25 protein-coding genes and 1 tRNA gene are annotated in these 26,452 nt (G+C 61.8%); 14 read left to right on the top strand and 12 right to left on the bottom strand.

Annotation, left to right across the window (positions count from 1 at the left end; all coding sequences use genetic code 11):
• Positions 1-14: 14 nt before the first annotated feature.
• The 3 genes from AC1D13_RS05040 to AC1D13_RS05030 form a co-directional block, all read right to left on the bottom strand.
• Positions 15-230 (bottom strand): TOBE domain-containing protein, encoded by a 216-nt coding sequence (locus AC1D13_RS05040; RefSeq protein WP_457278582.1) that lies wholly within the window; start codon positions 228-230, stop codon positions 15-17.
• Positions 231-337: 107 nt separating this feature from the next.
• Entirely contained in the window at positions 338-937 is a 600-nt protein-coding gene (gene ssuE, locus AC1D13_RS05035; protein ID WP_457278583.1) for an NADPH-dependent FMN reductase, read from the bottom strand.
• Positions 938-1,079: 142 nt separating this feature from the next.
• Positions 1,080-2,120: a sulfate ABC transporter substrate-binding protein gene (locus AC1D13_RS05030; protein WP_457278584.1), complete on the bottom strand. Its 1,041-nt coding sequence runs from the start codon at positions 2,118-2,120 to the stop codon at positions 1,080-1,082.
• A gap of 145 nt (positions 2,121-2,265) precedes the next feature.
• Between AC1D13_RS05030 and AC1D13_RS05025 the strand changes: the two genes are divergently transcribed.
• Both AC1D13_RS05025 and mnmC read left to right on the top strand, forming a co-directional pair.
• Positions 2,266-2,538, top strand: coding sequence for an oxidative damage protection protein (locus tag AC1D13_RS05025; protein ID WP_457278585.1), 273 nt, complete (start codon positions 2,266-2,268; stop codon positions 2,536-2,538).
• 150 nt (positions 2,539-2,688) lie between these two features.
• Positions 2,689-4,602: a bifunctional tRNA (5-methylaminomethyl-2-thiouridine)(34)-methyltransferase MnmC2/FAD-dependent 5-carboxymethylaminomethyl-2-thiouridine(34) oxidoreductase MnmC1 gene (mnmC, locus tag AC1D13_RS05020; protein WP_457278586.1), complete on the top strand. Its 1,914-nt coding sequence runs from the start codon at positions 2,689-2,691 to the stop codon at positions 4,600-4,602.
• Between the two features lie 88 nt (positions 4,603-4,690).
• Here the strand turns inward: mnmC and AC1D13_RS05015 are convergent, their stop codons facing one another.
• Both AC1D13_RS05015 and AC1D13_RS05010 read right to left on the bottom strand, forming a co-directional pair.
• Positions 4,691-5,557, bottom strand: a complete 867-nt coding sequence (locus AC1D13_RS05015) for a response regulator transcription factor (protein WP_457278587.1) — start codon at positions 5,555-5,557, stop codon at positions 4,691-4,693.
• A gap of 66 nt (positions 5,558-5,623) precedes the next feature.
• A complete protein-coding gene (locus tag AC1D13_RS05010; protein ID WP_457279760.1) occupies positions 5,624-6,835 on the bottom strand; it encodes an ABC transporter substrate-binding protein in 1,212 nt (403 codons plus the stop codon).
• A gap of 266 nt (positions 6,836-7,101) precedes the next feature.
• On the opposite strand from AC1D13_RS05010, the gene AC1D13_RS05005 reads away from it, so the two are divergent.
• From AC1D13_RS05005 to AC1D13_RS04965, 9 genes are all read left to right on the top strand, one after another.
• Entirely contained in the window at positions 7,102-7,893 is a 792-nt protein-coding gene (locus AC1D13_RS05005) for a sulfite exporter TauE/SafE family protein (RefSeq protein WP_457278588.1), read from the top strand.
• Positions 7,894-7,937: 44 nt separating this feature from the next.
• Positions 7,938-9,749, top strand: coding sequence for a nitrite/sulfite reductase (locus AC1D13_RS05000; protein WP_457278589.1), 1,812 nt, complete (start codon positions 7,938-7,940; stop codon positions 9,747-9,749).
• A gap of 20 nt (positions 9,750-9,769) precedes the next feature.
• Positions 9,770-10,165: a DUF934 domain-containing protein gene (locus AC1D13_RS04995; RefSeq protein WP_457278590.1), complete on the top strand. Its 396-nt coding sequence runs from the start codon at positions 9,770-9,772 to the stop codon at positions 10,163-10,165.
• A gap of 5 nt (positions 10,166-10,170) precedes the next feature.
• Complete coding sequence (locus AC1D13_RS04990) at positions 10,171-10,791, top strand: phosphoadenosine phosphosulfate reductase domain-containing protein (protein ID WP_457278591.1); 621 nt, start codon at positions 10,171-10,173, stop codon at positions 10,789-10,791.
• A gap of 7 nt (positions 10,792-10,798) precedes the next feature.
• Positions 10,799-11,755, top strand: a complete 957-nt coding sequence (gene cysD, locus AC1D13_RS04985) for a sulfate adenylyltransferase subunit CysD (RefSeq protein WP_457278592.1) — start codon at positions 10,799-10,801, stop codon at positions 11,753-11,755.
• Positions 11,756-11,869: 114 nt separating this feature from the next.
• Positions 11,870-13,195: a sulfate adenylyltransferase subunit 1 gene (locus AC1D13_RS04980; protein WP_457278593.1), complete on the top strand. Its 1,326-nt coding sequence runs from the start codon at positions 11,870-11,872 to the stop codon at positions 13,193-13,195.
• 92 nt (positions 13,196-13,287) lie between these two features.
• Positions 13,288-13,617 carry a ferredoxin FdxA gene (gene fdxA / locus AC1D13_RS04975; protein ID WP_457278594.1) on the top strand — a complete coding sequence of 110 codons (330 nt, stop codon included), beginning with the start codon at positions 13,288-13,290 and terminating at the stop codon, positions 13,615-13,617.
• 106 nt (positions 13,618-13,723) lie between these two features.
• Complete coding sequence (locus AC1D13_RS04970; protein WP_457278595.1) at positions 13,724-14,827, top strand: NAD(P)/FAD-dependent oxidoreductase; 1,104 nt, start codon at positions 13,724-13,726, stop codon at positions 14,825-14,827.
• A 287-nt stretch (positions 14,828-15,114) separates the two neighbouring features.
• On the top strand, positions 15,115-16,413 hold the full coding sequence (locus tag AC1D13_RS04965; RefSeq protein ID WP_477667267.1) for a purine-cytosine permease family protein: 1,299 nt from the start codon (positions 15,115-15,117) through the stop codon (positions 16,411-16,413).
• Here the strand turns inward: AC1D13_RS04965 and thiD are convergent.
• The 3 genes from thiD to AC1D13_RS04950 all read right to left on the bottom strand — a co-directional run bounded on the left by thiD (position 16,397) and on the right by AC1D13_RS04950 (position 18,063).
• Entirely contained in the window at positions 16,397-17,242 is an 846-nt protein-coding gene (gene thiD, locus AC1D13_RS04960; RefSeq protein WP_477667266.1) for a bifunctional hydroxymethylpyrimidine kinase/phosphomethylpyrimidine kinase, read from the bottom strand. The genes AC1D13_RS04965 and thiD overlap by 17 nt on opposite strands.
• Positions 17,243-17,304: 62 nt before the next feature.
• On the bottom strand, positions 17,305-17,859 hold the full coding sequence (locus AC1D13_RS04955; protein ID WP_477667265.1) for a DUF4124 domain-containing protein: 555 nt from the start codon (positions 17,857-17,859) through the stop codon (positions 17,305-17,307).
• Between the two features lie 128 nt (positions 17,860-17,987).
• Positions 17,988-18,063: transfer RNA gene (locus AC1D13_RS04950), tRNA-Asn, on the bottom strand.
• A 296-nt stretch (positions 18,064-18,359) separates the two neighbouring features.
• On the opposite strand from AC1D13_RS04950, the gene aat reads away from it, so the two are divergent.
• The 3 genes from aat (at position 18,360) to AC1D13_RS04935 (ending at position 20,766) form a co-directional block, all read left to right on the top strand.
• Complete coding sequence (aat, locus tag AC1D13_RS04945; RefSeq protein ID WP_457278599.1) at positions 18,360-19,136, top strand: leucyl/phenylalanyl-tRNA--protein transferase; 777 nt, start codon at positions 18,360-18,362, stop codon at positions 19,134-19,136.
• The gene (locus AC1D13_RS04940) at positions 19,133-19,912 is read left to right on the top strand and encodes an arginyltransferase (protein WP_457278600.1); all 780 of its coding nucleotides are present in this window, start codon (positions 19,133-19,135) and stop codon (positions 19,910-19,912) included. The genes aat and AC1D13_RS04940 overlap by 4 nt, the downstream gene beginning before the upstream one ends.
• Positions 19,913-19,986: 74 nt before the next feature.
• Positions 19,987-20,766 (top strand): IclR family transcriptional regulator, encoded by a 780-nt coding sequence (locus tag AC1D13_RS04935; RefSeq protein WP_457278601.1) that lies wholly within the window; start codon positions 19,987-19,989, stop codon positions 20,764-20,766.
• A gap of 75 nt (positions 20,767-20,841) precedes the next feature.
• Here AC1D13_RS04935 and pbpG read toward each other — a convergent pair whose 3' ends face one another.
• The 4 genes from pbpG to pssA all read right to left on the bottom strand — a co-directional run bounded on the left by pbpG (position 20,842) and on the right by pssA (position 26,381).
• Positions 20,842-21,906 carry a D-alanyl-D-alanine endopeptidase gene (gene pbpG, locus AC1D13_RS04930; protein WP_457278602.1) on the bottom strand — a complete coding sequence of 355 codons (1,065 nt, stop codon included), beginning with the start codon at positions 21,904-21,906 and terminating at the stop codon, positions 20,842-20,844.
• 203 nt (positions 21,907-22,109) lie between these two features.
• A complete protein-coding gene (locus AC1D13_RS04925; RefSeq protein ID WP_457278603.1) occupies positions 22,110-23,648 on the bottom strand; it encodes a 2-isopropylmalate synthase in 1,539 nt (512 codons plus the stop codon).
• 51 nt (positions 23,649-23,699) lie between these two features.
• Complete coding sequence (gene leuA, locus AC1D13_RS04920) at positions 23,700-25,394, bottom strand: 2-isopropylmalate synthase (RefSeq protein ID WP_477689061.1); 1,695 nt, start codon at positions 25,392-25,394, stop codon at positions 23,700-23,702.
• Positions 25,395-25,568: 174 nt separating this feature from the next.
• Entirely contained in the window at positions 25,569-26,381 is an 813-nt protein-coding gene (gene pssA / locus AC1D13_RS04915) for a CDP-diacylglycerol--serine O-phosphatidyltransferase (RefSeq protein ID WP_457278605.1), read from the bottom strand.
• Between the last annotated feature and the right edge of the window lie 71 nt (positions 26,382-26,452).

Below are 26,452 nucleotides of genomic sequence, written 5' to 3'. Positions count from 1 at the left end.
CCGCCCGGGACGGCCTACAGCTTGGCAATGGACACCTCGGTCGACTTGACCAGTGCCACCACTTCACTGCCGACAGCCAGTTCGAGCTGGTCGACCGACCGCGTGGTGATGACCGACGTGACGATGCCCCATGGGGTTTCAACGTCGAGTTCAGACACCACGTCACCGCGGATGATTTCCTTGATTTTTCCGCGGAACTGGTTGCGGACATTGATGGCTTGGATGGACATAAAAATTTTCCTGAAACTGGTTTAAAACTCGTTGCGCTGAAATTCAGCGAATTCAATGGCGCAGGCCTTACACAGCGGCCTGCAAACCCCGCGCACCGGGACGGGCGTCAGACGCTACATCGCACCCGCGAAAAATGCACCGGCTCAAAGCCTGTCGTGGCCGCCATGCGGAAGCTTTCGGCCAGCAGGGTCAGCACCGCATCGTCCAGACGCACGGTGATCTCGGGGCCGACTTCGTAGCGCTTGTCGGCCGACTGCGGCACCTGCGAATCGGTGGCATACACACCGGGCAGGATGTGGCGGGCCGCCAGCGCCTGCAGCACCGGGCGCAAGGCGTAGTCCAGCGCCAGCATGTGGTGCGGGCTGCCGCCGGTGGCCAGCGGCAGCACGGTTTTTTCCTTCAGCGCCGTTTGCGGCAGCAAATCCAGCAGCACCTTGAGCAGGCCGCTGTAAGCCGCCTTGTACACCGGCGTGGCCACCACGATGGCGCGCGCACGGGCAATCTGGTCAATCGCCTTGACGATCGCCGGATGACCCCACTCAGCCAGCAGCAAAGCCTGAGCCGGCAGCTCACGGATGTTCAGCCGATCGACCACCAGGCCACCCCGCAGGGCCAGCCTGTCGCTGACGGAGTCGAGCAGTGCGGCGGAGCGGGACTGTTCGGAAGGGCTGCCGGCAATAAGCAGCACGGATTGTTGTACGGACATTATTTAAAGTTCTTCCTGATTTGCCTTAAGTGCCAAGCGGCGTGTGCCAGTTATCTCATTCCAGTGCCGGCGCGGAACCGGCTTCGCCGGGCCGCAGCGGGCGCCCCCTCGGGGGGAGGCGGCCGCAGGCCGCTTCGGGGGGTTACTTCCTTGTATAGATCTGATCGAACGAGCCGCCGTCTGCGAAATGCTCTTTATCAGCCTTGGCCCAGCCGCCGAAGGCCTGGTCGATGGTGAACAGGTTCAGCTTGGGAAACTGCTTGGCGTACTTGGCAATGGCTTTCTGCGAAACAGCGGGGCGGTAGAAGTTCTTGCCGGCGATGTCCTGGCCTTCTTCAGAGTAGAGGTACTTCAGGTATTCCTCGGCCACGGCGCGGGTGCCCTTCTTGTCGACGTTTTTGTCGACCACGGCGACGGCGGGCTCGGCCAGGATGCTCAGCGACGGCACGACCACGTCGAACTTGGCGCCGAATTCTTTTTCGAGCAGGTAGGCTTCGTTTTCCCAGGCGATCAGCACGTCGCCCTGGGCACGCTGGGCAAAGGTGATGGTGGAGCCGCGCGCTCCGGTGTCCAGCACGGAGACATTGCCGTACAGCTTGGCAACGAACTCTTTGGCCTTGGCATCGCTGCCGTATTTGCGCTTGGCGAATTCCCAGGCGGCCAGGTAGTTCCAGCGGGCGCCGCCCGAGGTCTTGGGGTTGGGCGTGATCACGGTGATGCCGGGCTTGATCAGGTCGTCCCAGTCCTTGATGCCTTTGGGGTTGCCCTGGCGCACGGCCAGCACGATGGTCGAGGTGTAGGGCGACGAGTTGTGCGGGAGTTTCTTTTGCCAGTCGGCCGACAACCAGCCGCCGTTTTTGACCAACGCGTCGGTGTCGCCGGCCAGGGCCAGGGTGGCCACGTCGGCGTCCAGGCCGTCAATGATGGAGCGGGCCTGCTTGCCGGAGCCGCCGTGCGACTGCTTGATCGTCACATCCTGGCCGGTCTTGGCTTTCCAGTATTTGCTGAAGGCCGCGTTGTATTCGACGTAAAGCTCACGGGTTGGGTCATACGAGACGTTGAGCAGCGTGACGGGCGCTTGCTGGGCCTGGGCGGTCAGCAGTGACCCTGCCAGCGTCAAACCCAAACCGGCCGCCACGGCAGTGCGGGCGGAAACATTGATAAAGTTGCGGCGTGAAGTCATGGTTGCTCTCTTTTCCAAAAAATTGCGTGTAAATGCGAACAAAATGGATTCTGGAAGCAGACCTTAGAAACTGGAACGAATAAAAAATCAGTTCTTTATTCCACAAACATCCTTAGACACCTTAGCCCTACGAAAGAACTACCCCATGGCACGCCTCGTCAAATGCATCAAACTCGGTAAAGAAGCCGAAGGCCTGGACTTTCCGCCCTATCCCGGCCCGCTGGGCAAGCGCCTTTGGGAAGAAGTCAGCAAGGAAGCCTGGGCGGAGTGGATGAAGCAGCAAACCATGCTGGTCAACGAAAACCGCCTGAACCTGGCCGATGCCCGCGCCCGCCAGTACCTGGCGCGCCAGATGGAAAAACACTTCTTCGGCGACGGCGCCGATGCCGTCCAAGGCTACGTTCCCCCGACTCAATAAGGCCCCCACGCTTGTCGCTTCGCGTACTGCGCTGCCCCCCGAGGGGGCCGCTGCGCCTGCGGCCCGGCAAAGCCGGTTCCGCGGCCCCGGCTGGCCTGAAACCGGGGACCACACGCCTGTCACTAACAATGAAACTTGCATTGGTCGGCCATGGCTGAGGTGATCGAGTGGCTGGACGACGGCACAGCCGGCGGCAGCCCCTACAGCCCGCGCTTTGGCGACCGCTACCGCAGCGAGCTGGGCGGCCTGGACCAGGCTAAAGAAGTCTTCCTCAAGGGCTGCGGCCTGCCCGAAGCCTGGGCTGGCCAGCCACAATGGACTGTTCTTGAAACCGGCTTCGGCCTGGGCCTGAATTTCCTCGTGACTTGGGCCGCCTGGAAGGCCGACCCACAGCGCCCTGGCCTGCTGCATTTCGTCTCGACGGAAGCCTTTCCGGCCAGCGCCGAAGACGTATTGCGCAGCGCCCGAACCCACCCTGAACTACTTCCCTTCGCCGAACAGCTGCAGCGCCAGCTGTGGGGCCTGCTGCCGGGCTTTCACCGGCTGGTGTTTGAAGGCGGCCAAGTCTTGCTGACGCTGTGCATCGGCGACGCCAAGGCCATGCTGCGCGAACAATCGTTTGAGGCAGATTCGGTCTACCTGGACGGTTTCAGCCCGCAGCGCAATCCGGACATCTGGGACGTGCACACCTTCAAGGCGGTGGCCCGCTGCTGCCGGCGCGGCACGCGAATCGCCACCTGGACGATTGCACGCAGCGTGCGCGACGCCTTGGCGCAATGCGGATTTGTGGTCAACAAGGTGCCGGGCATTCCGCCCAAACGCGACAACCTGCAGGGTGAGTTCAACCCGGCGTGGGAACCTAAAAAAGCGCAGCCCTCGCCCGCTCGCCGGCTGCCCGGGCGCTGCGTGGTGATTGGCGCCGGCCTGGCCGGCGCGGCTGTGGCGGCCAGCCTGGCGCGTCGCGGCTGGCAGGTCGTGGTGCTGGACGCAGCCGAAGAGCCCGCCACCGGGGCGTCCGGCCTGCCCGCCGGCTTGCTGGCGCCGCATGTCTCGCCCGACGACAACCCGCTCTCGCGCCTGTCGCGCCATGGCATTCGCGCCACGCTGCAGCAGGCCGAGGCAATGCTGCAGGCCGGCGACTGGGGCCGCACCGGCGTACTGGAGCATGCGGTGGAGCACCCGCGCAAACAGCCCGAGGCCTGGCAAACGGACTGGGCCGACGCCGCTGGGGACTGGACAGGGCCAGCCGACGCTGCCCAGCTCAGGCAATGCGGCCTGCCGCCGGATACGCCCGCGTTGTGGCATGCGCGGGCGGGCTGGATCCGGCCGGCCGCCCTGGTCGACGCCTGGCTGGCTGGGCCGGGTGTGCAATCGCACGGCCGATCAGTGGTGAGCCGCCTGAACCAGGCCTCGGGCCAGTGGCAGGTTCTGGATGCGCAGGGCCGGGAGTTGGCCCGCGCCGAACTCGTGGTGCTGGCGGCCGGTTATGCCAGCCTCGAACTGGCTGCCGGCGCCGCAACGAACAAGGCTGGTGACCTTGCACTGCAGGCCATCCGGGGCCAAGTGAGCTGGGGCCTGCATGAGCCCGGCGCGGCCAGCGCACTGCCGCCCTTTCCCGTGAACGGCCATGGCAGCCTGGTGCCCGCGGTGCCCCTGCCCAGCAAGGCCGGCGGCCTGGCCTGGGTCATGGGCTCCAGCTTTGAACGCGACAACACCCAGGCCGAAACGCGGCCCCAGGACGACCAGCACAATTTCAGCCGGCTGCAAACCCTGCTGCCGCAAACCGCCCGTGCACTGGCCGCACAGTTTGAGCCCGGGAAGGTTCAGTCCTGGGCGGGTGTGCGCTGTGCCACGCCCAGCCGCTTGCCCGCACTGGGCCCGCTGGAAGAAAGCCCGGGCCTGTGGGTGTGCAGCGGCATGGGCTCGCGCGGGCTGACGTTTGCCGCGCTTTGCGGGGAATTGCTGGCGGCGAAGCTGCACGCCGAACCTTTGCCGATTGAACAGCGGCTGGCGGAGGCGCTGATGCCGCAGCATGCCCTGCCCGCGCTGATCGTCAATATTTGAGATTTTTAAGCCAAACAGGGCTGAAACCAAGGGGGAACGGGCGCAAGCAGCTATCAAATAGATAGCATTCAGGGCGTAATGAGCGCCTTCACTCCACGCTGCGCAGCAGGCGTTTGAGCTTTCCGGGGTGCAGGGGTTTGCGCAGGCTGCCGCGCGCGCCGCCGAACCATCCGCGCACGGTGTCCAGCGGGGAGAGACGGTTGCCGGTCAAAATCAGATAGGCGATGGCAGGGCGCGATGCCTCCACCCGCTTGACCATTTCCCAGGGCTCAATGTCGGGGAGCTCCATGTCGAGAATCACCAGCTTGTAAAGATGCGTGTCAATCAGCTTGAGCGCTTCGGTGCCGGTGGTCGCCTCGTCTATCTTCACGAAACCGGCCATGGCCAGCCTGGCACGCAGGTAAAGACGCGCGTCGCGATCAGCATCCACCACCAACACTTGAGGGCGCTCCGGCAGGGGCTCCGGGGCTTCCAGCGGCGCCGGCGCGGTAGGCGCCTGCGAATCAAAGTCGAGATCGAGGTCCAGCAGCGCGGTGGATTCGGACAGCAGGTCGAGATCCAGGTCCTTCTCACCACGCGTTTTGCCCGGCGGCAGAGCCTGCGCGGCCTGCCGCCGTTCAGCGGCCAGCAATTCGTCCATGCCGTCAATCACGGCGGTCCACTGCAGCGGGCGTGGAATCACCAGGCGCGCCCTGGCCGGCGGGTTGTCGCCGATCCAGATCAGAGTGAAGTCGTCATTCGCGGGGTTGGCCAGCTCCAGCGCAGCTTCCCAGCTGTCGCCGTCAATCAGCGCCATCAAGGCCTCTTCGGGCGCGTCGGGCGTCCAGGGGGTGTAGGCGATAGGTCGTGTTTCGGAAATGCGAAACACCGCGTTCAGGGCATGACGCTCAACGTCATCAAACCCGAACACTTTTACAAAAACCCGCTTGACAGCCTCACCACCCGTATTCGTCATTGCGCCCGATTATGGGGGGATCGCCGGGGAGGCTTCAAGGAATTCAGCGCCTGCGTTGTCAAAACGTCACTTCATGGCCGCGGCGGGCCTGCGGGCCTTGACATACGCATCGCTTGGCAAATAGGCCTTGCCGTCGGCATAGCGCCATTGCACCATGGTGCCCTTGTGGCCGCGCAGGTCCAGCCTGCCCACATAGGCGCCCATGGTGGACTGGTGGTCAATGGCGCGGAATTCGGCGGGGCCGAAAGGCGTGGAGAATTTCAGGCCACGCAGCGCCACCACCAGCTTTTCGTTGTCGGTGGAATTGGCCCTGCGGATGGCGGCAAAAATCGCCTGCATGGTGGCGTAGCCCACCGCCGAACCGACTTTGGGATATTCATTGAAGCGGCGATAGTAGTTGGCGGCAAAGCTGGCATGCTCGCGGGAGTCGATCTGGTCCCACGGATAGCCGGTGACGATCCAGCCTTTCGGCGTATCGTCTTTCAGCGCATCCAGGTACTCGGGTTCCCCCGAAAGCATCGACACCACCGGCATACGGGAAAAAATGCCGCGCTGGTTGCCCTCACGAACCAGCCTGGCCAGGTCGGCGCCGAAAGTCGCGTTGAAGATCGCCTCGGGTTTTGCCTGCATGGCCGCCTGCAGCGTCGGGCCGGCTTCTATCTTGCCCAGGGCCGGCCACTGGTAACTCACAAACTCGACGTCCGGGCGCCTGGCTTTCAGCAACTCCTTGAATACAGTGACTGCGCTCTGGCCGTATTCGTAATTGGGGGCAATCGTGGCCCAGCGTTTGGCCGGCAACCTGGCTGCCTCTTCGACCAGCATGGCCGCCTGCATATAAGTACTAGGCCGCAGGCGGAAGGTGTAGCGGTTGCCTTGCTCCCAGACAATGGCGTCGGCCAGCGATTCGCTGGCGATAAACACCCGCCGGCTGGCCTGGGCATGGCCGGCCAGCGCCAGCCCGACGCTAGAGTAAAACCCTCCCGCCAGCACATCCACCCTTTCCTTTGAGGTCAGCTCGACGGCCTGGCGCAGGGCTTCTTCGGGTTTGCCGGCGTCATCGCGCGAGATGACTTCGATCTTGCGCCCCAGCAGACCACCAGCCACATTGATTTCCTCGACCGCAAGCTGCCAGCCTTGCCGGTAAGGCTGGGCGAACTGGGGAATGGCGGAGTAGCTGTTGATTTCGCCGATCTTGATGGGAGGCTTCGGGCTGCCCTGGGCGAGCGTCACCGCCGTGGCGCAGGCCAGAAACAAACCGCCCATCAGGGCGGACTTCATCAATTTCACGGGTTTTCTCCAAAAATGGGCAATTCGGTTCGTGCGGCAAGCCCAAAACCGGGCAGCTCATCCGAAAGAGCAGGGACTGTACCAGCGCTTTGTGACGGGTCGGCTGGTGAACGGCCAACCTGAATGCAAGCCTTATGCCGCCAACACGAAAAAACCGTTCGAAACCCGCATATTTATTGGCGAATAAGCTTATCTGCATAACGGCAGAACAAATGTGTAGTTTGTTTTTATAAGTCGCGCACTTACATTCTCCCGCTATGCATGAATTTGCCTTTGTATTTGCTGGTTTTGCCGTCGGCCTCGTCGTCGGTTTGACAGGGGTGGGCGGCGGCTCGCTGATGACGCCGCTGCTGATCTTCTTTTTCGGCGTCAAACCGCACCTGGCCATCGGTACCGACTTGCTGTTTGCCGCCTTTACCAAGATGGGCGGCACCGTCAGCCTGGCCCGCGCCCGTGTGGTCGACTGGAAAATCGTCGGGCAAACTGCAGCCGGCAGCATTCCGGCTGCCTTGGCGACCTTGTATATGTTGCAGCGCATGGGCCCCGCCAACCCGGCTACGCAAGCCATCATGACCACCACCCTCGGCCTGGCGTTACTGCTGACGGCCGGCGCCACGGCCTACAAGGTGCTGCGCGGCAAGGCCGCCCCGACCACCATCGCGCCCGAACTCATAGGCCAGGCCACGCGTGCGCGCCACTGGTCGCTGCCGCTGCTGTTTGGTGCGGTCATCGGCACGCTGGTCACTTTGACGTCAGTCGGCGCGGGCGCCATCGGCGTGATCGTGCTGATGCTGCTCTACCCCACCCTGCCGCTGCCGCGCATCGTGGCGGCCGACATCGCCCATGCCGTGCCCCTGACGCTGGTGGCCGGCCTGGGCCATGCCTCCATCGGTTCGGTAGACTGGCCTTTGCTCATCAAGCTGCTGGCAGGCTCCCTGCCCGGCATCTGGCTCGGTTCGCACCTGGTGCACAAAACGCCAGACCGCGTGATCCGCTCGCTGTTGTCCGTGCTGCTGGCCTATGCCGGCGTGAAACTGATTTCGATCTGACCCTCTCCTTATAAAAATCCCACGACGTTTGAATCCCGACAGCCATGTACCAATACACAGAATTTGACCGCGAGTTTGTCAAGGCCCGCGCCAACCAGTACCGTGACCAGCTGACCCGCTGGCAGGCAGGCCAGTTGCCTGAAGACGAATTTCGCCCCTTGCGCCTGCAAAACGGCTGGTATGTACAGCGCTATGCGCCCATGCTGCGCGTGGCGGTGCCTTATGGCGAGCTCTCCAGCGCGCAAGTGCGCGTGCTGGCCAAAATCGCCCGCGAGTACGACCAGCCCAACGCCGCGCTGTTCAACGAAGCCCAGTCCAAACAGGACAAGCTCGGCCCCGTGAACCTGAAAAACGGCCTGTCGGTCAGCTCCAAGCTGACCACCGGCTACGCCCACTTCACGACGCGCCAGAACATTCAGTACAACTGGATCCCGCTCGACAAATCCGCCGAGGTAATGGACCTGCTGGCCAGTGTCAGCATGCACGGCATCCAGACCAGCGGCAATTGCATCCGCAACATCACCAGCGACGAGCGCGCGGGCATCGCCGTCGACGAAATTGCCGACCCGCGTCCCTTCGGCGAAATCTTGCGCCAGTGGAGCACGCTGCACCCCGAGTTCGCCTTCCTGCCGCGCAAGTTCAAGATCGCCATCAGCGGCGCCCGCGAAGACCGCGCCGCCACCGCCTGGCACGACGTCGGCCTGCATCTGATCCGCAACGCCGAAGGCGAGCTGGGCTTCAAGGTGCTGGTGGGCGGCGGCATGGGCCGCACGCCGGTGATCGGCACGGTGATCCGCGAGTTCCTGCCCTGGAACCAGATCATGAATTACCTGGAAGCCGTGGTGCGCGTGTACAACCGCTATGGCCGCCGCGACAACATCTACAAAGCCCGCATCAAGATTCTGGTGAAAGCCGAAGGCCAGCGCTACATTGACGACGTCGAGGCCGAATACAAGCAGATCCTGGAACACGATGGCGCGCCGCACACCATCACGCAGGAAGAACTCGACCGCGTGACAGCCTGCTTTGTGCCGCCTGCGCTCAATTGCGACCGCAAGAGCGCCGATACAAAAATTGCCAACATCCTGCGCGCCGCCGCCGAAGACGACGTGGAGTTCGGCCGCTGGCTGCAGCGCAATGTGGCCCCGCACCAGAACCCCGACCTGCGCGCCGTGACGCTGTCGTTCAAGCGCCTGGGCCAGGCGCCCGGCGACGCGACGGCCGACCAGCTCGACATCGCCGCCGATCTGGCCGACCAGTTCAGCGCCGGTGAAGTGCGCGTCACGCACGACCAGAACCTGCTGCTGCCCTGGGTGCGTTGCGACGAGCTGCCCGAACTCTGGCGCGCCGCCCGCAAGGCCGGTTTTGCCAAGCCCAATATCCACCTGCTGACCGACATGATCGCCTGCCCCGGCGGTGATTTCTGCTCGCTGGCCAATGCGCGCTCCATCCCGATTGCCGAAGCCATCACCGAGCGCTACCAGGACATGGACGAGCTGCACGACCTGGGCGAGATCGACCTGCACATCAGCGGCTGCATCAACTCCTGCGGCCACCACCACAGCGGCCATATCGGCATCCTGGGCGTAGACAAGGACGGCCTTGAGTGGTACCAGGTGTCGTTGGGCGGCTCCGATGGTTCCACGCTGAGCGGCGCCTCGGTGCCTGGCAAGGTGGTGGGCCCTTCGTTCACCGGCGCCGAAGTGCCGGAAGTCATTGAAGCAGTGCTCGACACCTATCGCCAGCTGCGCGAAGACGGCGAAACGTTCATTGCGACTTTCCGCCGCGTCGGCATCGAACCCTACAAGGCCGCCGCCAAGAATGCGCGCTTTGCCCCCAACACCGTCGCGCACTGAACACTGGAAAGGAAATCACGATGAAATTACTGCCTTTCAGCGAACAAAGCGGCGCCGAACAACCCGGTACCCTGGTCCTTGCGAACGATGCCGATCCATTCGAGATCACACTCGACGGCATCGCGCGCATTGACCTGCACTTCCCGAAGTTCACCGATGGCCGCGCCTACAGCCAGGCCTTCCTGCTGCGCCGCCGCCGCGAGTTCAAGGGTGAAATCCGCGCCACCGGCGACGTACTGGTGGACCAGCTCGCCCAGATGGAGCGCAGCGGCTTTGACACTGCCGTGCTGCGTGCTGACCAGGACATGGCCGTTGCCCAACGTGTGTTGAGCAGCTACCCCGGCTACAAAGCAGGCAAATACCAGGGCGATGCGGTAGACGTGCAACCCCACTTCAAGGAGGCGGCTGCCGCCTGAACACCATGAGCCTCGACCTTGCAAAAATCAACGCAGAACTCGGCCACAACGCACAGGGCCTGGTGGGCTGGGCCGTGGGACTGGGCCGGCCTGCCATCGTCACCACCAATTTCCGCCCCTTCGAGGCGGTGATACTGCACATGGTGACGCGCGCCAATCCCCGCGTTCCCGTGGTCTGGATGGACAACGGCTACAACACCGAGGCCACTTACCAGTTCGCCGACGAAGTGACCAAGCTGCTCAAGCTGGACCTGCATATTTACCTGCCGCGCCGCTCCCGTGCGCACCGCGAGGCGGTGGAAGGCCTGACCCCGGCGCTGGACGATCCACGCCATGCTGCCTTCACCGAAGAAGTCAAACTCGAGCCATTTGCCCGCGCCCTGCGTGAAACCGCGCCCCAGGTCTGGTTCACGGCCTTGCGCGCCACCGACACCGCGGTACGCGCCCAGATGGACCCGGTCAGCGTCAACCCCGACGGACTGATCAAGGTCGCGCCGCTCCTGCACTGGTCGTCCAAGGACCTTTACCAGTACTGTGAGATCAACGGCCTGCCCAACAATTTTGACTATGTGGACCCCACCAAGGGCGAAGACAACCGCGAATGCGGCCTGCACCTTGCGCACTGACTGACCTATGAACGCCCGCACACCATCCCACCTGCTGCCAGCCGACCCGGCGATCTCCATCGCGCGGCTGTCCAACTCCCATCTCGATGCGCTGGAAGAGGAAACCATCTTCATCCTGCGCGAAGTAGCCGCCGCCTTTGAGCGCCCGGCCCTGCTGTTTTCGGGCGGCAAGGATTCGCTGGTGATGCTCAAGTGCGCGGAAAAGGCCTTCGGCGTGGGCCGCATCCCCTACCCGCTCCTGATGATCGACACCGGCCACAACTTCCACGAAGTGACCGACTTCCGTGACTTCCGCGCAAAAGAACTGGGCGCCGAGCTGATCGTGCGCAATGTCGAAGACTCGATGAAACGCGGCACGGTGCGCCTGGCCCACCCAGGCGAATCGCGCAATGTGCACCAGTCGGTCACGCTGCTTGAGGCGATTGACGAATTCCGCTTTGACGCCCTGATTGGCGGCGCGCGCCGCGACGAGGAAAAAGCCCGCGCCAAGGAGCGCATCTTTTCGCACCGCGACAGCTTCGGCCAATGGCAACCCAAGGCCCAGCGCCCTGAGCTCTGGACGCTGTTCAACACCCGGCTGCAGCCCGGCGAGCACTTCCGGGTGTTCCCGATCTCCAACTGGACCGAACTCGACGTGTGGCAGTACATCGAACGGGAGCAAATCGCACTGCCTTCGCTCTACTACGCGCACCAGCGCAAGGTGGTCGAACGCAAGGGCCTGCTGGTACCGGTGACGGACCTCACCCCGGCACGCGACGGGGAGCAGATCGTTGAAAAGACCGTGCGTTTCCGCACCGTCGGCGACATCACCTGCACCTGCCCGGTCGACAGCCCGGCCGCCACGGCCGCCGAGATCGTGATCGAAACGCTGGCCGCCGACGTGAGCGAGCGCGGCGCAACGCGCATGGACGACAAGACCTCCGACGCTTCGATGGAAAAGCGCAAGAAAGACGGGTATTTTTAGTTCTCCCCCGGACAGGCTTCGCCTGCTCCCCCCAGGGGGCGGCGCCTGCGGACCGGCACAGCCGGACCCGCGGCCCCCACTGATAAAGACCTTGCCACCATTTTTGAGACTGAGATGACCACAAGTACCCACACTACTGATTTGATAGCTGACGGCGCACAGCCAGAAACGGTTGCAGGCCAAAATGACCTGAAACCTGCGTTGAAATTCATCACCTGCGGTTCGGTCGACGACGGCAAAAGCACTCTGATCGGCCGCCTGCTGGTGGACAGCAAGGCCGTGCTGCAGGACCACCTGGCCGGCGTGCAGCGCCAGGGTGAAACCGACCTGGCATTGCTGACGGACGGCCTTTCGGCCGAGCGCGAGCAGGGCATCACCATTGACGTGGCCTACCGCTATTTCGCCACTGAAAGCCGCAAATTCATCATCGGCGATGCCCCTGGGCATGAGCAATACACCCGCAACATGGTGACGGCCGCCTCCAGTGCCGACGCCGCCGTCGTGCTGGTGGATGCGACCAAGCTCGACTGGAAAAACCCCGCGCTGGAGCTGCTGCAGCAAACCCGCCGCCATTCGCTGCTGGTCAACCTGCTGCGCGTGCCGTCCATCGTGTTCGCCGTGAACAAGCTCGACGCCGTGGAAGACCCAACGCTGGCTTTCAGGAACATTCAAGCAGCGCTGGCAACATTCGCCCGGGCCGCGAAAATCCCGGTGAAAGCGACCGTTCCCGTGTCTGCCCTCAAGGGCTTTAACGTGGTGGACGCCCAGCCCGGCTGGTGCGGTTATGAAGGCTTGTCGCTGCTGCAGTTGCTGGAACACCTGCCCGTCACGCCGGCCGAGACCACCGAAGCCTTTGCCTTCCCGGTGCAATGGGTTGAAAAGTTTTCGTCCTCATCCGATACCTCCCAGGGCCGGCGTGTCTTCTGGGGCCGCGTTGCCTCGGGCGGCGTACAGCCGGGCCAGAGCGTGACCATACTCCCCAGCGGCAAGACGGCCGTGGTGGCCCAGGTGCTGGACCATGCCCGCCAGCCCAAGGCCATCCTGGCCGGCCACAGTGCAGGCATCGTGCTGGACCGGGAAGTCGATGTGTCGCGCGGCGACTGGCTGCTGGCCACGGATACCTTTGAGCCCTCACGGGATATCTCGGCCACCGTGGCCTGGATGGACGATGAGCCGCTGGTCGCCGGGCGCATCTACTGGGCGCTGCACGGCCACCGCTGGGTCAAGGCCAAGGTCAAACGCATCGTTCACAAGCTCGATGTCAACACCCTCGCCGAAGAAGACGCCAGCGAGCTGCCGCCCAATGCCATCGGCCACATCGAGCTGAGCCTGCAGGAACCGCTGGCCACCCTGCCCTATGCCCGTTCGCGCATGCTGGGCTCGCTGGTCCTGGTGGACACCGCCTCAAACAAGACTTCAGGTGCCGTGCTGGTCCTTTGACCGGGATCCAAGCCCCGCGCCCTTCAACGACTTAACCCTGCTCACGGAATCCTCTTAAAATTGAGGGTTTCCACCGATTAGCCCCAAATAACATGACTCACATCGTCTCCGAATCGTGCATCCGCTGCAAATACACCGACTGTGTGGATGTCTGCCCCGTGGATTGCTTCCGGGAAGGCCCCAACATGCTGGTGATCGATCCGGACGAATGCATCGACTGCGCCGTCTGCATCCCCGAATGCCCGGTCAATGCCATCTACGCCGAGGAAGACGTGCCGGCCGACCAGGTGGCATTCATCCAGCTCAATGTGGAATTGAGCCGTGCCGCGGGCTGGAAAAGCATCACCAAGCGCAAGGATGCCCTGCCCGACGCCGAGGAATGGAAAGACAAGACGGGCAAACTGTCCGAATTGGTCCGCTAAGCCCTACTAAGCCGGTTCATCCGGCTATTCGGCTTATCCGGCCTGAAGCCACCGGCATCTCGCCCTCCCCGGGCCGCCACGCGCTTTGCAAAGCGCCCCAGGAACCATGGAACCCCAACTGAACCAAGAAGTGATCAATACCGCAGCGCAGCACGACGGTCCCATCGAAACCGATGCGGTGATTGTGGGCGCCGGGCCTGTCGGCCTGTTCCAGGTGTTTGAGTTGGGGCTGCTTGAGATCAAGGCCCATGTGATCGACTCGCTGGCCTACCCGGGCGGCCAATGCATTGAGCTTTACCCCGACAAGCCGATTTACGACATTCCGGCCGTGCCCGTCTGCACCGGCAAAGAGCTCACCGACAACCTGCTCAAGCAGATCGAGCCCTTTGGTGCGACCTTTCATTTCGGCCAGGAAGTCAGCGTGGTTGAAAAGCAGCAGGACGGCCGCTTCTTCGTCGAGACCTCCAAAGGCACGCGCTTTCTGACCAAAACGATTTTTATCGCGGCAGGTGTGGGTGCCTTCCAGCCCAAGCTGCTGCGCGTCGAAGGCCTGGAGAAGTTCGACGACAGCCAGCTGTTCTACCGCGTGAAAAGCCCGGCCGACTTTGCCGGAAAAAACCTGGTGATTGTGGGCGGCGGTGATTCGGCGCTTGACTGGACGCTGAACTTTGTCGCCGAAGGCCCGAACAAGGCCGAGAGCGTGATCCTGATTCACCGCCGCGACGGCTTCCAGGCGGCGCCTGCCAGCGTGGCCAAAATGCGCGAGCTTTGCGATGCCTACGAAATGCAGTTCATCGTGGGCCAGATCACCGGCTACGAAGAAAAAGAAGGCAAGTTGACCGGTGCCAAGGTCACGGGTTCCGACGGCGTCACGCGCGTGGTGCCGCTGGACGTGCTGCTGGTGTTCTTCGGCCTGTCACCCAAGCTGGGGCCGATCGCCAACTGGGGCCTGGACATCGAGCGCAAACAGCTCAAGGTGGATACCGAGAAGTTTTCCACCAATGTTCCGGGTATCTTTGCCGTGGGCGACATCAACACCTATCCCGGCAAGAAGAAGCTGATTCTGAGCGGCTTCCATGAGTGCGCGCTGGCAGCCTTTGGCGCGGCTCCCTTGATCTTCCCGGACAAGAAGATCCACCTCCAATACACCACGACCAGCCCGAAACTGCACAAGGTGCTGGGCGTTGAATCTCCGGTGTTTGACGACTGAGCCGAGCTGGCTCGCTTCCACCTGAAAGCCCGCCGCGTGCGGGCTTTTTGTTGCCTGTACGGCTTACGCAATAGGCCCGCCCGGAATCGCCCTACAATTTGGCTGGCGTCTACACAGGCGCTTTCGCTGGGGGTGTTGCTGCAATTCGTCGTGCGAGTTGCGGCGGCTGAGAAAGTCCCTTTGAACCTGATTTGAGGTAATCCTCGCGCAGGGAAGCATGTTCCGGATGCCCGCTGTTCTTGCGGGCTTCAAGCAGGCCGACCTGGCATCGATGATCGGAACTGCTGATGACCACGACTTCTACTTCTGCTGCCGCCGGCAACACCGCGCTTGCGCCGTTGCCCTCCAGCGACCGCCTGTTCGGCTGGAGCGACCATGCCGCACTGTGGCTCAGCCTCGGGGTGGGCCTGCTGGTCATGCAGATCGGCGCCTACCTGGTACCGGCCGTTGGCACCCAGACAGCCTTGACGGTAATCGTCTGCGGCTCGGTACTTGGCGCCGGCTTGCTGGCCTGGACGGCCAGGATCGGCTGCGACAGTGGGCTTTCCAGCGCCGGGCTGATGCATGCCACCTACGGCAGCAGCTTTGCGCGCCTGCCGGTGCTGCTCAACATTGTGCAGCTCATCGGCTGGACCACGTTTGAGCTTGTGGTGATGCGCGACGGAACAGTGGCTATTGCGCGCCAGTCCGGCAACTTTGCAGGTGCCTTCTGGCCGCTTCTGGCCACTTTGCTGTGGGGCGCGGTGCTGCTGGCGCTGCTGTCGGGCTCCATGGTCAAGCTGGTGCGCAAATTCATAGGCCGCTACGGCTTGCCACTGGTCATCGCCTCGTTGCTGTGGCTGAGCTGGCAATTCCTGGCCAAGGCCAATGCCCAGGGCCTGAGCGCGCTGTGGATGCGGCCAGGCGAAGACGGCATGAGCACGCTGTCCGCACTCGACCTGGTGATCGCAATGCCGGTGTCGTGGTTACCCCTCGTGGCCGATTTCGCGCGCCATGGACGCGATGGCAAAGCCGCGCTGCGCGGCACCTGGATGGGCTACGCCGTCGCCAATATCTGGTGCTATGCGCTGGGCGTGCTGGTCGCCATCACCGCACCCAGCACCGACCTGGTCGCCGCATTGCTGCTGGCGCAAGGCGGCCTGATCGCGCTGGGGCTGATCCTGATCGACGAGGTCGACAACGCGTATGGCGATCTCTATTCGGGCTCGGTAGCCGGCCACAGCCTGAAACCTGCCTGGAGCGTGCGGCGCTGGGGCGTGGGGCTGGCACTGCTGTGCACCGCGCTGGCACTGGTGCTGCCCATGCACAGCCTGGAGCCTTTTTTGCTGATGCTCAGTTCGGTGTTTGTACCTTTGTATGGCGTGATCCTGGCACGGCTGGCCGGCACGGCCGATATCGCTTCGCTGGTAGCCGAACGCAAGGTGAACCCCAGCGCCGTCGCGATCTGGGTGCTGGGCATTGCCTGCTATCACCTGTGCGCCAAGTTCGCGCCGGATTGGGGAGCGGCTTTGCCAACACTGGTGCTGACCTTTGTGCTGGCACGCCTCACTCGCGCCGGAAATCCAAGCCCTAGCGCAGCAGCTTAAGCCGCATCGCGATGGGCGCGTGGCCGTGGTTCAGCGGTCCGCCACCGGCACCTGTACGCACCCGCGCACCGGCCTCCAGCGCCGCGCGCACATAGGCACGTGCGAGCTGCACGGCCTGCAGCAGTGGGTGCCCCAACGCCAGGTGCGCGGCAATCGCAGACGACAGCGTGCAACCGGTGCCGTGGGTATTGGGGCTGGGAATGCGAGGCCCGCGCATCCAGTGCAGTTCGCCACTTTGCGTGGCCAGTAAATCGCTGACCACATCGCCGGGCAAATGCCCGCCCTTGAGCAGCACGGCGCGGGCGCCCTGCGTCAGCAACTCCTGTGCGGCGGCCTGCATGGCCTGCTCATCGCCCAGCGGGCGGCCCACCAACAGCGAAGCTTCGTCGAGATTTGGGGTGACCACCATGGCACGCGGAAACAGCTCCCGCACCAGTACCGCAATGGCCGGGTTGTCGATCAGCACCGCGCCGCTGGTGGCGACCATGACAGGGTCCAGCACCACATTCTGCAACGCATGCCGATCGATCGCCTCGGCCACGGTCTGTACGATGTCGGGCGCGTGCAGCATGCCGATCTTCACCGCATCCGTACCTATGTCTTCGATGACAGCGTCGATCTGGTCGCGCAGCATCTGCGGCGGCACGCCATGGATGGCGCGAACGCCGCGCGTGTTCTGGGCCGTCAGCGCGGTGATGGCCGTCATGCCGTAGCAACCCAGCGCGGCAAAGGTCTTGAGGTCAGCCTGGATGCCGGCCCCGCCGCCGCTGTCGGAACCTGCAATGCTCAGCACGCGGGGGTATTCGTGGTCGAAAACGGTTTCAGTCATGGATGCGGTCATTCGTTTTCCGTGGCCTTCAGGAACACGCGCAAATTTAAGCAGCGGTGCCACTAGCGGCAAAATGCCCGGACATCATTTTGGGCAACGTCACGATCATATTTGTCCGTGGGTTGCCCATTGCGGTGCCTTACAGCGCCGCTAAGGACGTCCCGAGCCAGCGCACAGCGTGACGCATCGGTGCCATCTTCTTTTCCCCCGGAGAGCGATTTGGGCGGTTTTGGCGTGGGCGGGCTGTCAGCCTCCTTCTCCGGCACCAGGCGTGGTGGCGTTTGCTTGTTTTGCCCACGCAAGTATTCGGCTGAAGGTTTGGCTATTGGAGAGGGTGCTGGCTGAGGCGGCAGCTTCACTTCATCTGCCCTGGCCGCGCCGGCATCATCCTTTCGCGAAGAATAATGCGTTTGCCCCTTCGCATCTACCCACTTATAGACTTGCGCATGACTGGCTGACACAAATAGCAAAGGCACCAGGAAGGCGCCGAATATCCGCTGCTTGATGTTGGAGCTTTGCATGTTGTCCATGGTCCGGAAGTGATCAACTTTGAACTGGACAGGCGGATATAGTTGATCCGGTCCTGCTCGTTGGCTTGCGTGTCCGAAGATTTTCATGATCACGATGGTACTAGGTACCTACCCGGCGATTGATCACTCCGCGGCAGAACACGAGGCTGGAAATTACATTCGCAACGCCTGAAAAGACAAAAGGCCCGCACTTGCGTGCAGGCCCTTGAATTTATTGGCTCCTCAACCTGGGCTCGAACCAGGGACCTACGGATTAACAGTCCGGCGCTCTACCAACTGAGCTATTGAGGAATACAGCCTTAGATTATAGCGTCAATTTTCTGGCTTTTTGAGCTCGCGGCATTCTGCCAATGCCGTTTCTGCTGAATGGCGAGCGGCCGGCCCCGCACGGGCAAAAAGCACAAAGCCCTATTGGCCCCTGACCCTTGTTTGATATGCGCAAGCAGCTATCAAATCAATAGCATCTCTATGAATCACTGATCTCGGCAACGCGTTGGCCATGTCGCGGTAGCCTGCTCGGCTACCATTTGCGCATGTCCTTCACGGCCCACTGTTTTAATGGCTTTATGACTGTCCATTTTTAAACCATGGGTAAACTCCCGCGCCCCGTGCCCTGGCTTGCCGCCGGCGAAAACTTTCCCTCGCTGGATACCGCGTGGGGACCTCATGACCCGGCACCCGGTTTGCTGGCGGCTGGTGCAGCGCTGGATGTGCCGACCCTGGTCCATGCGTATTCGCAGGGCATTTTCCCCTGGTACAGCCTCGGCCAGCCCGTGCTCTGGTGGAGCCCTGACCCTCGCATGGTGCTGCAGACTCGCCACTTCAAGCTGCACCGGTCGCTGCGCAAAACGGTAGTTCGTTTTCAGGAACAGCCTCGCTGCGAAATCAGGTTCGACAGCGCCTTTGAGCGCGTCATCGACGCCTGCGCCAGCAAGCCGCGTTCCGGCCAACCCGGTACCTGGATTGTTCCTGACATGGTGCAGGCCTATACCGCTCTTCATGAGGCAGGCCATGCGCACAGCGTGGAGACCTGGATCGACGGCGAGCTGGCGGGTGGCCTGTATTGTGTGAATCTGGGCCGCATGGTGTTTGGCGAATCGATGTTTGCGCACCAGACCGATGCATCCAAAATCGCGCTGGCGGCACTGGTGGCTTTTTGCCGTGAACATCACATCACCATGATTGATTGCCAGCAAAATACCCATCACCTGGCGTCCCTGGGCGCGGGGGAAATCAGCCGGGCGGAATTTGTTGCCCACCTCGGGCAAAGCGTGGGTAAAACGGGACCCGGCTGGCGCTTTGAGCCCGTATACTGGAATCAGATACTGACGACGGGAACGAAGGGAACCCTGGACCTACCGTGACACATCTCAAAGACCTGCCACTGCAAACCTTGCAGTTCTACGCAACGGCGCCCTACCCGTGCAGCTATCTGCCGGGCAAGCAGGCCCGCTCGCAGGTTGCCACACCCAGCCACCTCATCCACAACGACGCTTATTCGGACCTGGTGACCAACGGCTTCCGGCGCAGCGGCATGTTCACCTACCGCCCCTACTGTGATGGGTGCCAGGCCTGCGTCCCGCTACGGGTGCCTGTTGGCAGCTTCAGCCCGAACAGCAGCCAGCGCCGCGCCTGGAAGCGGCACCAGACGCTGCAGGCCCGCATCCTCAAGCTCTGCTTCATGCCGGAGCACTACCAGCTCTACCTGCGTTACCAGAACGGCCGCCACGCAGGCGGCGGCATGGACCATGACAGCATTGACCAGTACACACAGTTTCTCCTGCAAAGCCGCGTGAATTCGCGCCTGGTTGAGTTTCGTGAAAGCCTGCCTGACGGCGAACCGGGCGCCCTGAAGATGGTGTCCATCCTTGATGTGCTGGAAGACGGCATTTCCGCGGTCTATACGTTTTATGAGCCGGATGGCCGCGCAAGCTACGGCAACTACAGCGTGCTGTGGCAGATCGAGCAGGCCCGGCGCCTCGATTTACCCTATGTGTACCTGGGCTACTGGATCGCGGAAAGCCCAAAAATGAATTACAAGGCCGGATTCAGGCCCAACGAAGTGCTGATCGACGGGCAGTGGGTGCTTTCCGCAGAGCCTGCGGTGGAAAATACAGGCAGGTCATCCGACCAGGCATAGGCATAGGCCAACCAGGCACCCCATCCAGCGCATCGGGATTTCACAGGGTAAAATTTGCAGCAGAAAGCCTGCAAATGAAAAAGCCCGACTCAGCCCTTCCCGCCACGCCGACCGTTCAGGTCATTGAAAGGATGTTCACGCTGCTCGAAATCCTGGCGAACCGCGAGGAAGCGCTTTCGCTCAAGGAAATCAGCGAGAAGTCGGGGCTCCACCCCTCTACCGCACATCGCATCCTGAACGATCTGGCCACGGGCCGTTTTGTGGATCGCCCCGCAGCGGGCAGCTACCGGCTGGGCATGCGACTGCTGGAGCTGGGCAACCTCGTCAAGGCCCGTCTGGACGTCCGCGACGCTGCGCTGCTGCCCATGCGCGAGTTGCACAAGCTCACACAGCAACCGGTCAACCTGAGCATGCGCCAGGGCGATGAAATCGTGTACGTGGAGCGAGCCTACAGTGAACGCTCCGGCATGCAGGTGGTACGGGCCATCGGGGGTCGTGCGCCGCTGCATTTGACGTCTGTGGGCAAACTGTTCCTCGCGTTTGACGACCCGCAGCGCCTGCGGACCTACGCGACGCGCACCGGCCTGCCGGGGCAGACACGCAACAGCATCACGCAGCTGCCAATTCTGGAACGCGAGCTTTCCAAAGCGCGCCAATACGGCATCGCACGCGACAACGAAGAACTGGAGTTGGGAGTGCGCTGCATGGCTGCAGGTATTTACGATGACCAGAACCAGCTGGTAGCGGGCTTGTCGATTTCGGCCCCGGCCGACCGGCTGGACGAACACTGGCTGCCCAAGCTGCAGGCGACTGCGAATGAGATTTCAGCCGCACTGGGCTACAAACCCAAGTAAAAATAGGCTGCAGCCCAATCAGGTCGGTCGCAAGCAGCTATCAATACAATAGCAGGCTGCGCACCTCGGGAATGCTCAGCCGTTCACCTGCTTGATGGAAGTGCTGACATTCACCTTGGGTTCGGCCACCGGATTCGACTCCACCCAGCGGCGTACACGTTCGGCATCACCCAAGCGGCTCAGCTTGCCGGCGGAATCCAGAAACACCATGATCAGTTTGCGGCCCGCGATTTTGGTCTGCATGACCAGGCACTGGCCGGCCTCAGAGATGTAGCCGGTTTTTTGCAGGCCGATATCCCAGTCGGGATTCTTCACCAGGCGATTTGTATTGTTGTATTGCAGCGTGCGGGTGCCGACAGCGACTTGATAACCCGTCGACGTGGAGAGCTCGCGCAGCATCGGGTCGCCATGTGCAGCGTTGACCAGCGTCGCCAGATCCTGCGCACTGGACTGATTGCGGCTGGAAAGGCCGGTGGGTTCTACATAGCTGGTGTCCGTCATGCCCAGCATTTTGGCCTTGGCGTTCATCAGGCTGACAAACGTGCCCATGCCACCGGGATAGGTACGGCCCAAGGCGTGCGCAGCGCGGTTCTCGCTGGACATCAGGGCCAGGTGGAGCAGTTCACCACGCGTGAGCGTGGTGCCGACCTTCAGGCGTGAACTGCTTCCCTTTTCGGTGTCAACGTCGTCCTGCGTGATCGTGATGAGCTCATCCATGGGCAGCTTGGCGCCGCTGACGATGACGCCGGTCATCAATTTGGTGAGGGATGCGATCGGCAACACAGCATGATCGTTCTTGCTGAACAGCACTTCACGTGTGTCCTGGTCGATCACCAGCGCAACGCTGGACTTCAGTTCAAGGGGATCTTGCGAGCCGTGCAAACCGGCAATCTGACCGAAGGATGGTTTGGCCGGAATGGACACGCGGATGATGCTTCTGCGTTTTGTACCTGCAACAAAACGTACGCTCTTGCGTGTGGAAATAACTTTTTGGGAAGCCGACGCCTTGGACGAGGCGTGCTGCTTTTTGACAATGGTTTTTTTGGCGGTTGCCGCATTCGCGGCTGGCACTGCAAAGGCGGCGATCAGGGCCATGAATCCAACGATTTTTAATGCGCGATTGAAAATCTGATGAGACATGATGGTCTTGCCTGCGTGGATTGCAATGAATGGGATGGCTGGAGTGTATACAAATAGAAAAAGTCACGCAATATCAAAAACTTGCGCGACTTTCCTAAAAATACAATCACTTTGTGACGTTTTTAACGCCTGAAGCCCCATCTGCACCCAGATTCAACGCTAAGTCATTGAATACAAAGGATTTTATTTTCCGAATTGTTACATCATCCCTGTGCCGCCACGCGGTCAGCTTTGCTTTGGAGCTTGTTCAACGCGCTCAAATAGGCTTTTGCCGATGCCACCACAATGTCGGGGTCGGCGCCCACACCATTCACCACCCGCCCGCTGTTCTGCAAGCGCACCGTGACTTCTCCCTGGCTTTCCGTCGACCCGCTGATGGCGTTCACGGAGTAAAGCACCATTTCCGCACCGCTTTTGACGTGTGACTCGATGGCTTTGAGGGAGGCATCAACAGGGCCGTTGCCGTCGGATTCGCCTTTGACTTCCTTGCCGGCCACAGTGAAAACGACGCTGGCCTGGGGACGTTCGCCGGTTTCGCTGTGTTGCGACAGGGACACAAAGCCGTACTGCTCGTTGTCGTGGGAAGCGCTTTCATCGCTCGCCAGCGCCAGGATGTCTTCGTCAAAGATCTCGCTCTTGCGGTCTGCGAGCTCCTTGAATTTTGCGAAGGCATTGTTGATGTCCGCTTCGCTTTCCATGGCCACGCCCAACTCCAGCAGGCGCTGTTTGAACGCATTGCGTCCACTCAGCTTGCCCAGCACGATCTTGTTGGCGCTCCAGCCCACGTCTTCGGCGCGCATGATTTCATAGGTGTCGCGCGCCTTGAGCACGCCGTCCTGGTGGATGCCCGAGGCATGCGCAAACGCATTGGCGCCGACCACGGCCTTGTTTGGTTGCACCACGAAGCCCGTGGTTTGGCTCACCATGCGGCTGGCGGCCAGGATGTGCTGCGTGTCTATACCGAGTTCGAGGCCAAAGTAATCTTTGCGGGTCTTCACAGCCATGACCACTTCTTCGAGCGAGCAATTTCCGGCACGCTCACCGAGTCCGTTGATGGTGCATTCCACCTGCCGCGCGCCGCCAATCTTCACACCGGCCAGAGAGTTGGCCACGGCCATGCCCAGGTCGTTATGACAGTGCACGGACCAGACAGCCTTGTCGCTGTTGGGTATGCGTTCGCGCAAATTTTTGATGAAATTGCCGTAGAGCTCGGGGATGGCGTAGCCCACGGTGTCCGGCACGTTGATAGTGGTCGCGCCTTCCTTGATCACGGCCTCCAGCACACGGCACAGGAAGTCCGGATCTGAACGATAACCGTCCTCAGGACTGAACTCGATATCACCCATCAGGTTTTTGGCAAAGCGCACGGAGAGCTTGGCCTGCTCGAATACCTGATCGGGTGTCATGCGCAGCTTTTTCTCCATGTGCAGGGCGCTGGTCGCCAGAAACAGGTGCAAACGTCCCGAGGCCGCGGGCTTCAGGGCCTCGGCGGCGCGTGAAATATCCCTGTCGTTGGCGCGTGCCAGCGAGCAGATGGTGGAGTCCCTCACCACCTCCGCAATAGCCTTCACGCATTCGAAATCACCATTGGAACTGGCGGCAAACCCGGCCTCGATCACATCAACCTTCAGGCGCTCCAGCTGGCGGGCAATCCGCAGTTTTTCGTCCTTGGTCATGGAGGCGCCGGGCGACTGCTCGCCGTCGCGCAGAGTGGTGTCGAAAATAATGAGTTTGTCAGTCATGGTGGGATTCCTGATGCGTTGGGCGCTCTGTGTTTTGAGGGATCTGAGCGGTTAACCCGTAATGGTAGCAACGCATGCAGGCTGGCTGGCCTTGCTGCGCTGCAGGCCCGAGACTATGGCCTTGAGCGATGCGGAGATGATGTTGCCATCCATACCGACGCCGAACAGCGTCTGGTCGTTGATCCGCAGTTCCAGGTAGGCCACGGCCTGCGCGCTCGCCCCCGCCCCGATGGCGTGCTCGTGGTAGTCCAGCACGCGAACCGTGTGGCCTGTCGCCGCAGCCAGTCCGGCCACGAAGGCATCAATGGGCCCGGTGCCTGTGCCCTCAACGGCGTGACGTCTGCCGCAAAGCTGAACCTCGGCCTTGATGTGGAAGGACTCGCCGCCGGCTTTTCCGGTTTCCTCAATCACCAGACGCTGCGGTGCGGCTACGGTCTGTACGCCGTATTCCTTCTCAAACAGCGCAAAGATGTCTTTGCCGGTCAACTCCTTGCCGGTCGCATCCATCACCGATTGCACCACCTGGCTGAACTCGATCTGCAATCGGCGCGGGAGCTCGAGGCCGAACTCGCTTTCCAGCAGGTAGGCGATGCCGCCCTTGCCTGACTGACTGTTGACGCGGATCACGGCCTCGTAGCTGCGGCCCAGGTCCTTGGGATCGATGGGCAGGTAGGGCATGTCCCATATATCGCCTTCTTTGCGTGCGGCAAAGGCTTTCTTGATGGCGTCCTGGTGGGAGCCCGAGAAAGAGGTGTAGACCAGATCGCCTGCATAAGGATGGCGGGGATGCACGGGCAACTGGTTGCAGTGCTCCACTGTGCGGCGTATCTCGTCGATTTCAGAGAAATCCAGTCCGGGCGACACGCCTTGGGTGTAGAGATTGAGCGCGATATTCACCAGGTCCACATTGCCGGTGCGCTCGCCGTTGCCGAAGAGACAGCCTTCAATCCGGTCGGCGCCCGCCATCAAGGCCAGCTCGCCGGCCGCGGTGCCTGTGCCGCGATCGTTGTGGGGATGAACCGAGATCACGATGGCGTCGCGCCGAGCCAGGTTGCGGTGCATCCACTCCATCATGTCGGCAAAAATATTCGGCGTGGAATGCTCCACCGTGGACGGCAGGTTGATGATGCATTTGCGCTCGGGCGTCGGCTGCCAGACCTCGGTCACGGCATCGACAACGCGCTTGGAAAACGCCAGCTCGGTGCCCGACCACATCTCGGGTGAGTACTGGAACGTCCATTGCGTTTCAGGCTGCGCCGCAGCCAGTTGCTGGAAGAGCCGCGCATTGTCGGTCGCGAGCTGGACAATCTCGTCCTCATTCATGCCCAGCACCACGCGGCGCATGACCGGCGCGGTGGCGTTGTAGAGGTGGACGATGGCTTTTTTGGCGCCCTTGAGCGACTCGAAAGTGCGGCGGATCAACGGCTCGCGCGCCTGGGTCAGCACCTGGATGGTGACATCATCGGGAATCAAATTACCGTCGATGAGCTGACGGAGAAAGTCGAATTCAATCTGGGACGCGGATGGAAAGCCCACCTCGATTTCCTTGAAGCCGATTTTCACCAGGGTGTGGAACATCCTGAGCTTGCGGGAAATATCCATTGGCTCGATCAACGCCTGGTTGCCATCCCGCAGGTCCACGCTGCACCAGATGGGCGCTTGCGTCAGCACGGCGTCGGGCCAAGTGCGGTCGGCCAGTCGAACTGGCGCGAAGGATTGGTATTTGCTGGAAGGTGTTTTCAACATGGTCATCTCGTCAACCCCAAAGATTACAAAAAAACCAGCAACCCAAAGAAAAACGGCCCGTTGCTGGTGCAAACGGGCCGTTGAATCAGGTGTACGCGTGCGCTACCGTCTCCGCCCGTTGGCAGATAGCAGTAGTGCTAGCGAAATTTGTTTCATACGGTCAATGTACCACAATTATTTGTGAAGGCCGCGCTCGTCGGGTTCGTCGGTGGACGTCGAGATCACGCTGGTCTGCTGGCCCTTGGCCTTACGCCAGCCGTACAGCACGTAGCCCGAAAAACCGTACAGCACAAACAGGCCGAACATCACGGTCGGTGGATGGATATTGATAACGGCGATCCCAAGCGCAATCAACACAATGGCCGCGAAAGGCACGCTGCGCTTCATTTGCACGTCCTTGAAGCTGTAGAACGGCACATTCGTGACCATAGTGAGGCCCGCATAGAGCGTGAGGCCGAAGGTCACCCAGCGCACTTCCAGTCCACTGACTCCCGCATCGGTCATCAGCCAGATAAAGCCGGCCACCAATGCCGCCGCGGCGGGCGACGGCAGACCCTGGAAGAAACGTTTGTCAACCACGGCCGTGTTCACATTGAAGCGAGCCAGACGCAACGCCGCGCAGGCGCAGTAAACAAAGGCGCCTATCCAGCCCCAGCGCCCCAGGCTGGTCAAGGCCCAGACGTAGGCGATCAACGCCGGTGCGGCGCCGAAAGACACCATGTCCGAGAGCGAATCCATCTGCTCGCCGAAAGCGCTTTGCGTGTTGGTCATCCGGGCGACGCGGCCGTCCAGGCTGTCGAGAATCATGGCGCAAAACACACCGATGGCGGCCTGGTCGAAGCGCCCGTTCATAGCCATGACGATGGCGTAAAAGCCGCCAAACAGGGCGGCCAGCGTGAATAAATTGGGCAATATGTAAATGCCCTTGCGTCGCTTGCGTATCACCACCGCTTCGGTAGGGAACGCCGAATCTTCACCATCATGCATAAAAACACTCCTGAGGCACAACTGGTGCGCGCAAACAGCTATCAAATTCATAGCATCTGTAGATGCCATCC

This window comes from Polaromonas sp. P1_E12, from assembly GCF_056405975.1.
Note: the sequence above shows the minus strand (reverse complement) of the source record. Positions and strands in the feature narration are given on the sequence as shown.

Coding starts and splice junctions, on each gene's coding strand:
- AC1D13_RS05040 (WP_457278582.1), bottom strand. CDS start 230: ATGTCCATCCAAGCCATCAATGTCCGCAACCAGTTCCGCGGAAAAATC.
- ssuE (WP_457278583.1), bottom strand. CDS start 937: ATGTCCGTACAACAATCCGTGCTGCTTATTGCCGGCAGCCCTTCCGAA.
- AC1D13_RS05030 (WP_457278584.1), bottom strand. CDS start 2,120: ATGACTTCACGCCGCAACTTTATCAATGTTTCCGCCCGCACTGCCGTG.
- AC1D13_RS05025 (WP_457278585.1), top strand. CDS start 2,266: ATGGCACGCCTCGTCAAATGCATCAAACTCGGTAAAGAAGCCGAAGGC.
- mnmC (WP_457278586.1), top strand. CDS start 2,689: ATGGCTGAGGTGATCGAGTGGCTGGACGACGGCACAGCCGGCGGCAGC.
- AC1D13_RS05015 (WP_457278587.1), bottom strand. CDS start 5,557: ATGACGAATACGGGTGGTGAGGCTGTCAAGCGGGTTTTTGTAAAAGTG.
- AC1D13_RS05010 (WP_457279760.1), bottom strand. CDS start 6,835: ATGAAGTCCGCCCTGATGGGCGGTTTGTTTCTGGCCTGCGCCACGGCG.
- AC1D13_RS05005 (WP_457278588.1), top strand. CDS start 7,102: ATGCATGAATTTGCCTTTGTATTTGCTGGTTTTGCCGTCGGCCTCGTC.
- AC1D13_RS05000 (WP_457278589.1), top strand. CDS start 7,938: ATGTACCAATACACAGAATTTGACCGCGAGTTTGTCAAGGCCCGCGCC.
- AC1D13_RS04995 (WP_457278590.1), top strand. CDS start 9,770: ATGAAATTACTGCCTTTCAGCGAACAAAGCGGCGCCGAACAACCCGGT.
- AC1D13_RS04990 (WP_457278591.1), top strand. CDS start 10,171: ATGAGCCTCGACCTTGCAAAAATCAACGCAGAACTCGGCCACAACGCA.
- cysD (WP_457278592.1), top strand. CDS start 10,799: ATGAACGCCCGCACACCATCCCACCTGCTGCCAGCCGACCCGGCGATC.
- AC1D13_RS04980 (WP_457278593.1), top strand. CDS start 11,870: ATGACCACAAGTACCCACACTACTGATTTGATAGCTGACGGCGCACAG.
- fdxA (WP_457278594.1), top strand. CDS start 13,288: ATGACTCACATCGTCTCCGAATCGTGCATCCGCTGCAAATACACCGAC.
- AC1D13_RS04970 (WP_457278595.1), top strand. CDS start 13,724: ATGGAACCCCAACTGAACCAAGAAGTGATCAATACCGCAGCGCAGCAC.
- AC1D13_RS04965 (WP_477667267.1), top strand. CDS start 15,115: ATGACCACGACTTCTACTTCTGCTGCCGCCGGCAACACCGCGCTTGCG.
- thiD (WP_477667266.1), bottom strand. CDS start 17,242: ATGACTGAAACCGTTTTCGACCACGAATACCCCCGCGTGCTGAGCATT.
- AC1D13_RS04955 (WP_477667265.1), bottom strand. CDS start 17,859: ATGAAAATCTTCGGACACGCAAGCCAACGAGCAGGACCGGATCAACTA.
- aat (WP_457278599.1), top strand. CDS start 18,360: ATGGGTAAACTCCCGCGCCCCGTGCCCTGGCTTGCCGCCGGCGAAAAC.
- AC1D13_RS04935 (WP_457278601.1), top strand. CDS start 19,987: ATGAAAAAGCCCGACTCAGCCCTTCCCGCCACGCCGACCGTTCAGGTC.
- pbpG (WP_457278602.1), bottom strand. CDS start 21,906: ATGTCTCATCAGATTTTCAATCGCGCATTAAAAATCGTTGGATTCATG.
- AC1D13_RS04925 (WP_457278603.1), bottom strand. CDS start 23,648: ATGACTGACAAACTCATTATTTTCGACACCACTCTGCGCGACGGCGAG.
- leuA (WP_477689061.1), bottom strand. CDS start 25,394: ATGTTGAAAACACCTTCCAGCAAATACCAATCCTTCGCGCCAGTTCGA.
- pssA (WP_457278605.1), bottom strand. CDS start 26,381: ATGCATGATGGTGAAGATTCGGCGTTCCCTACCGAAGCGGTGGTGATA.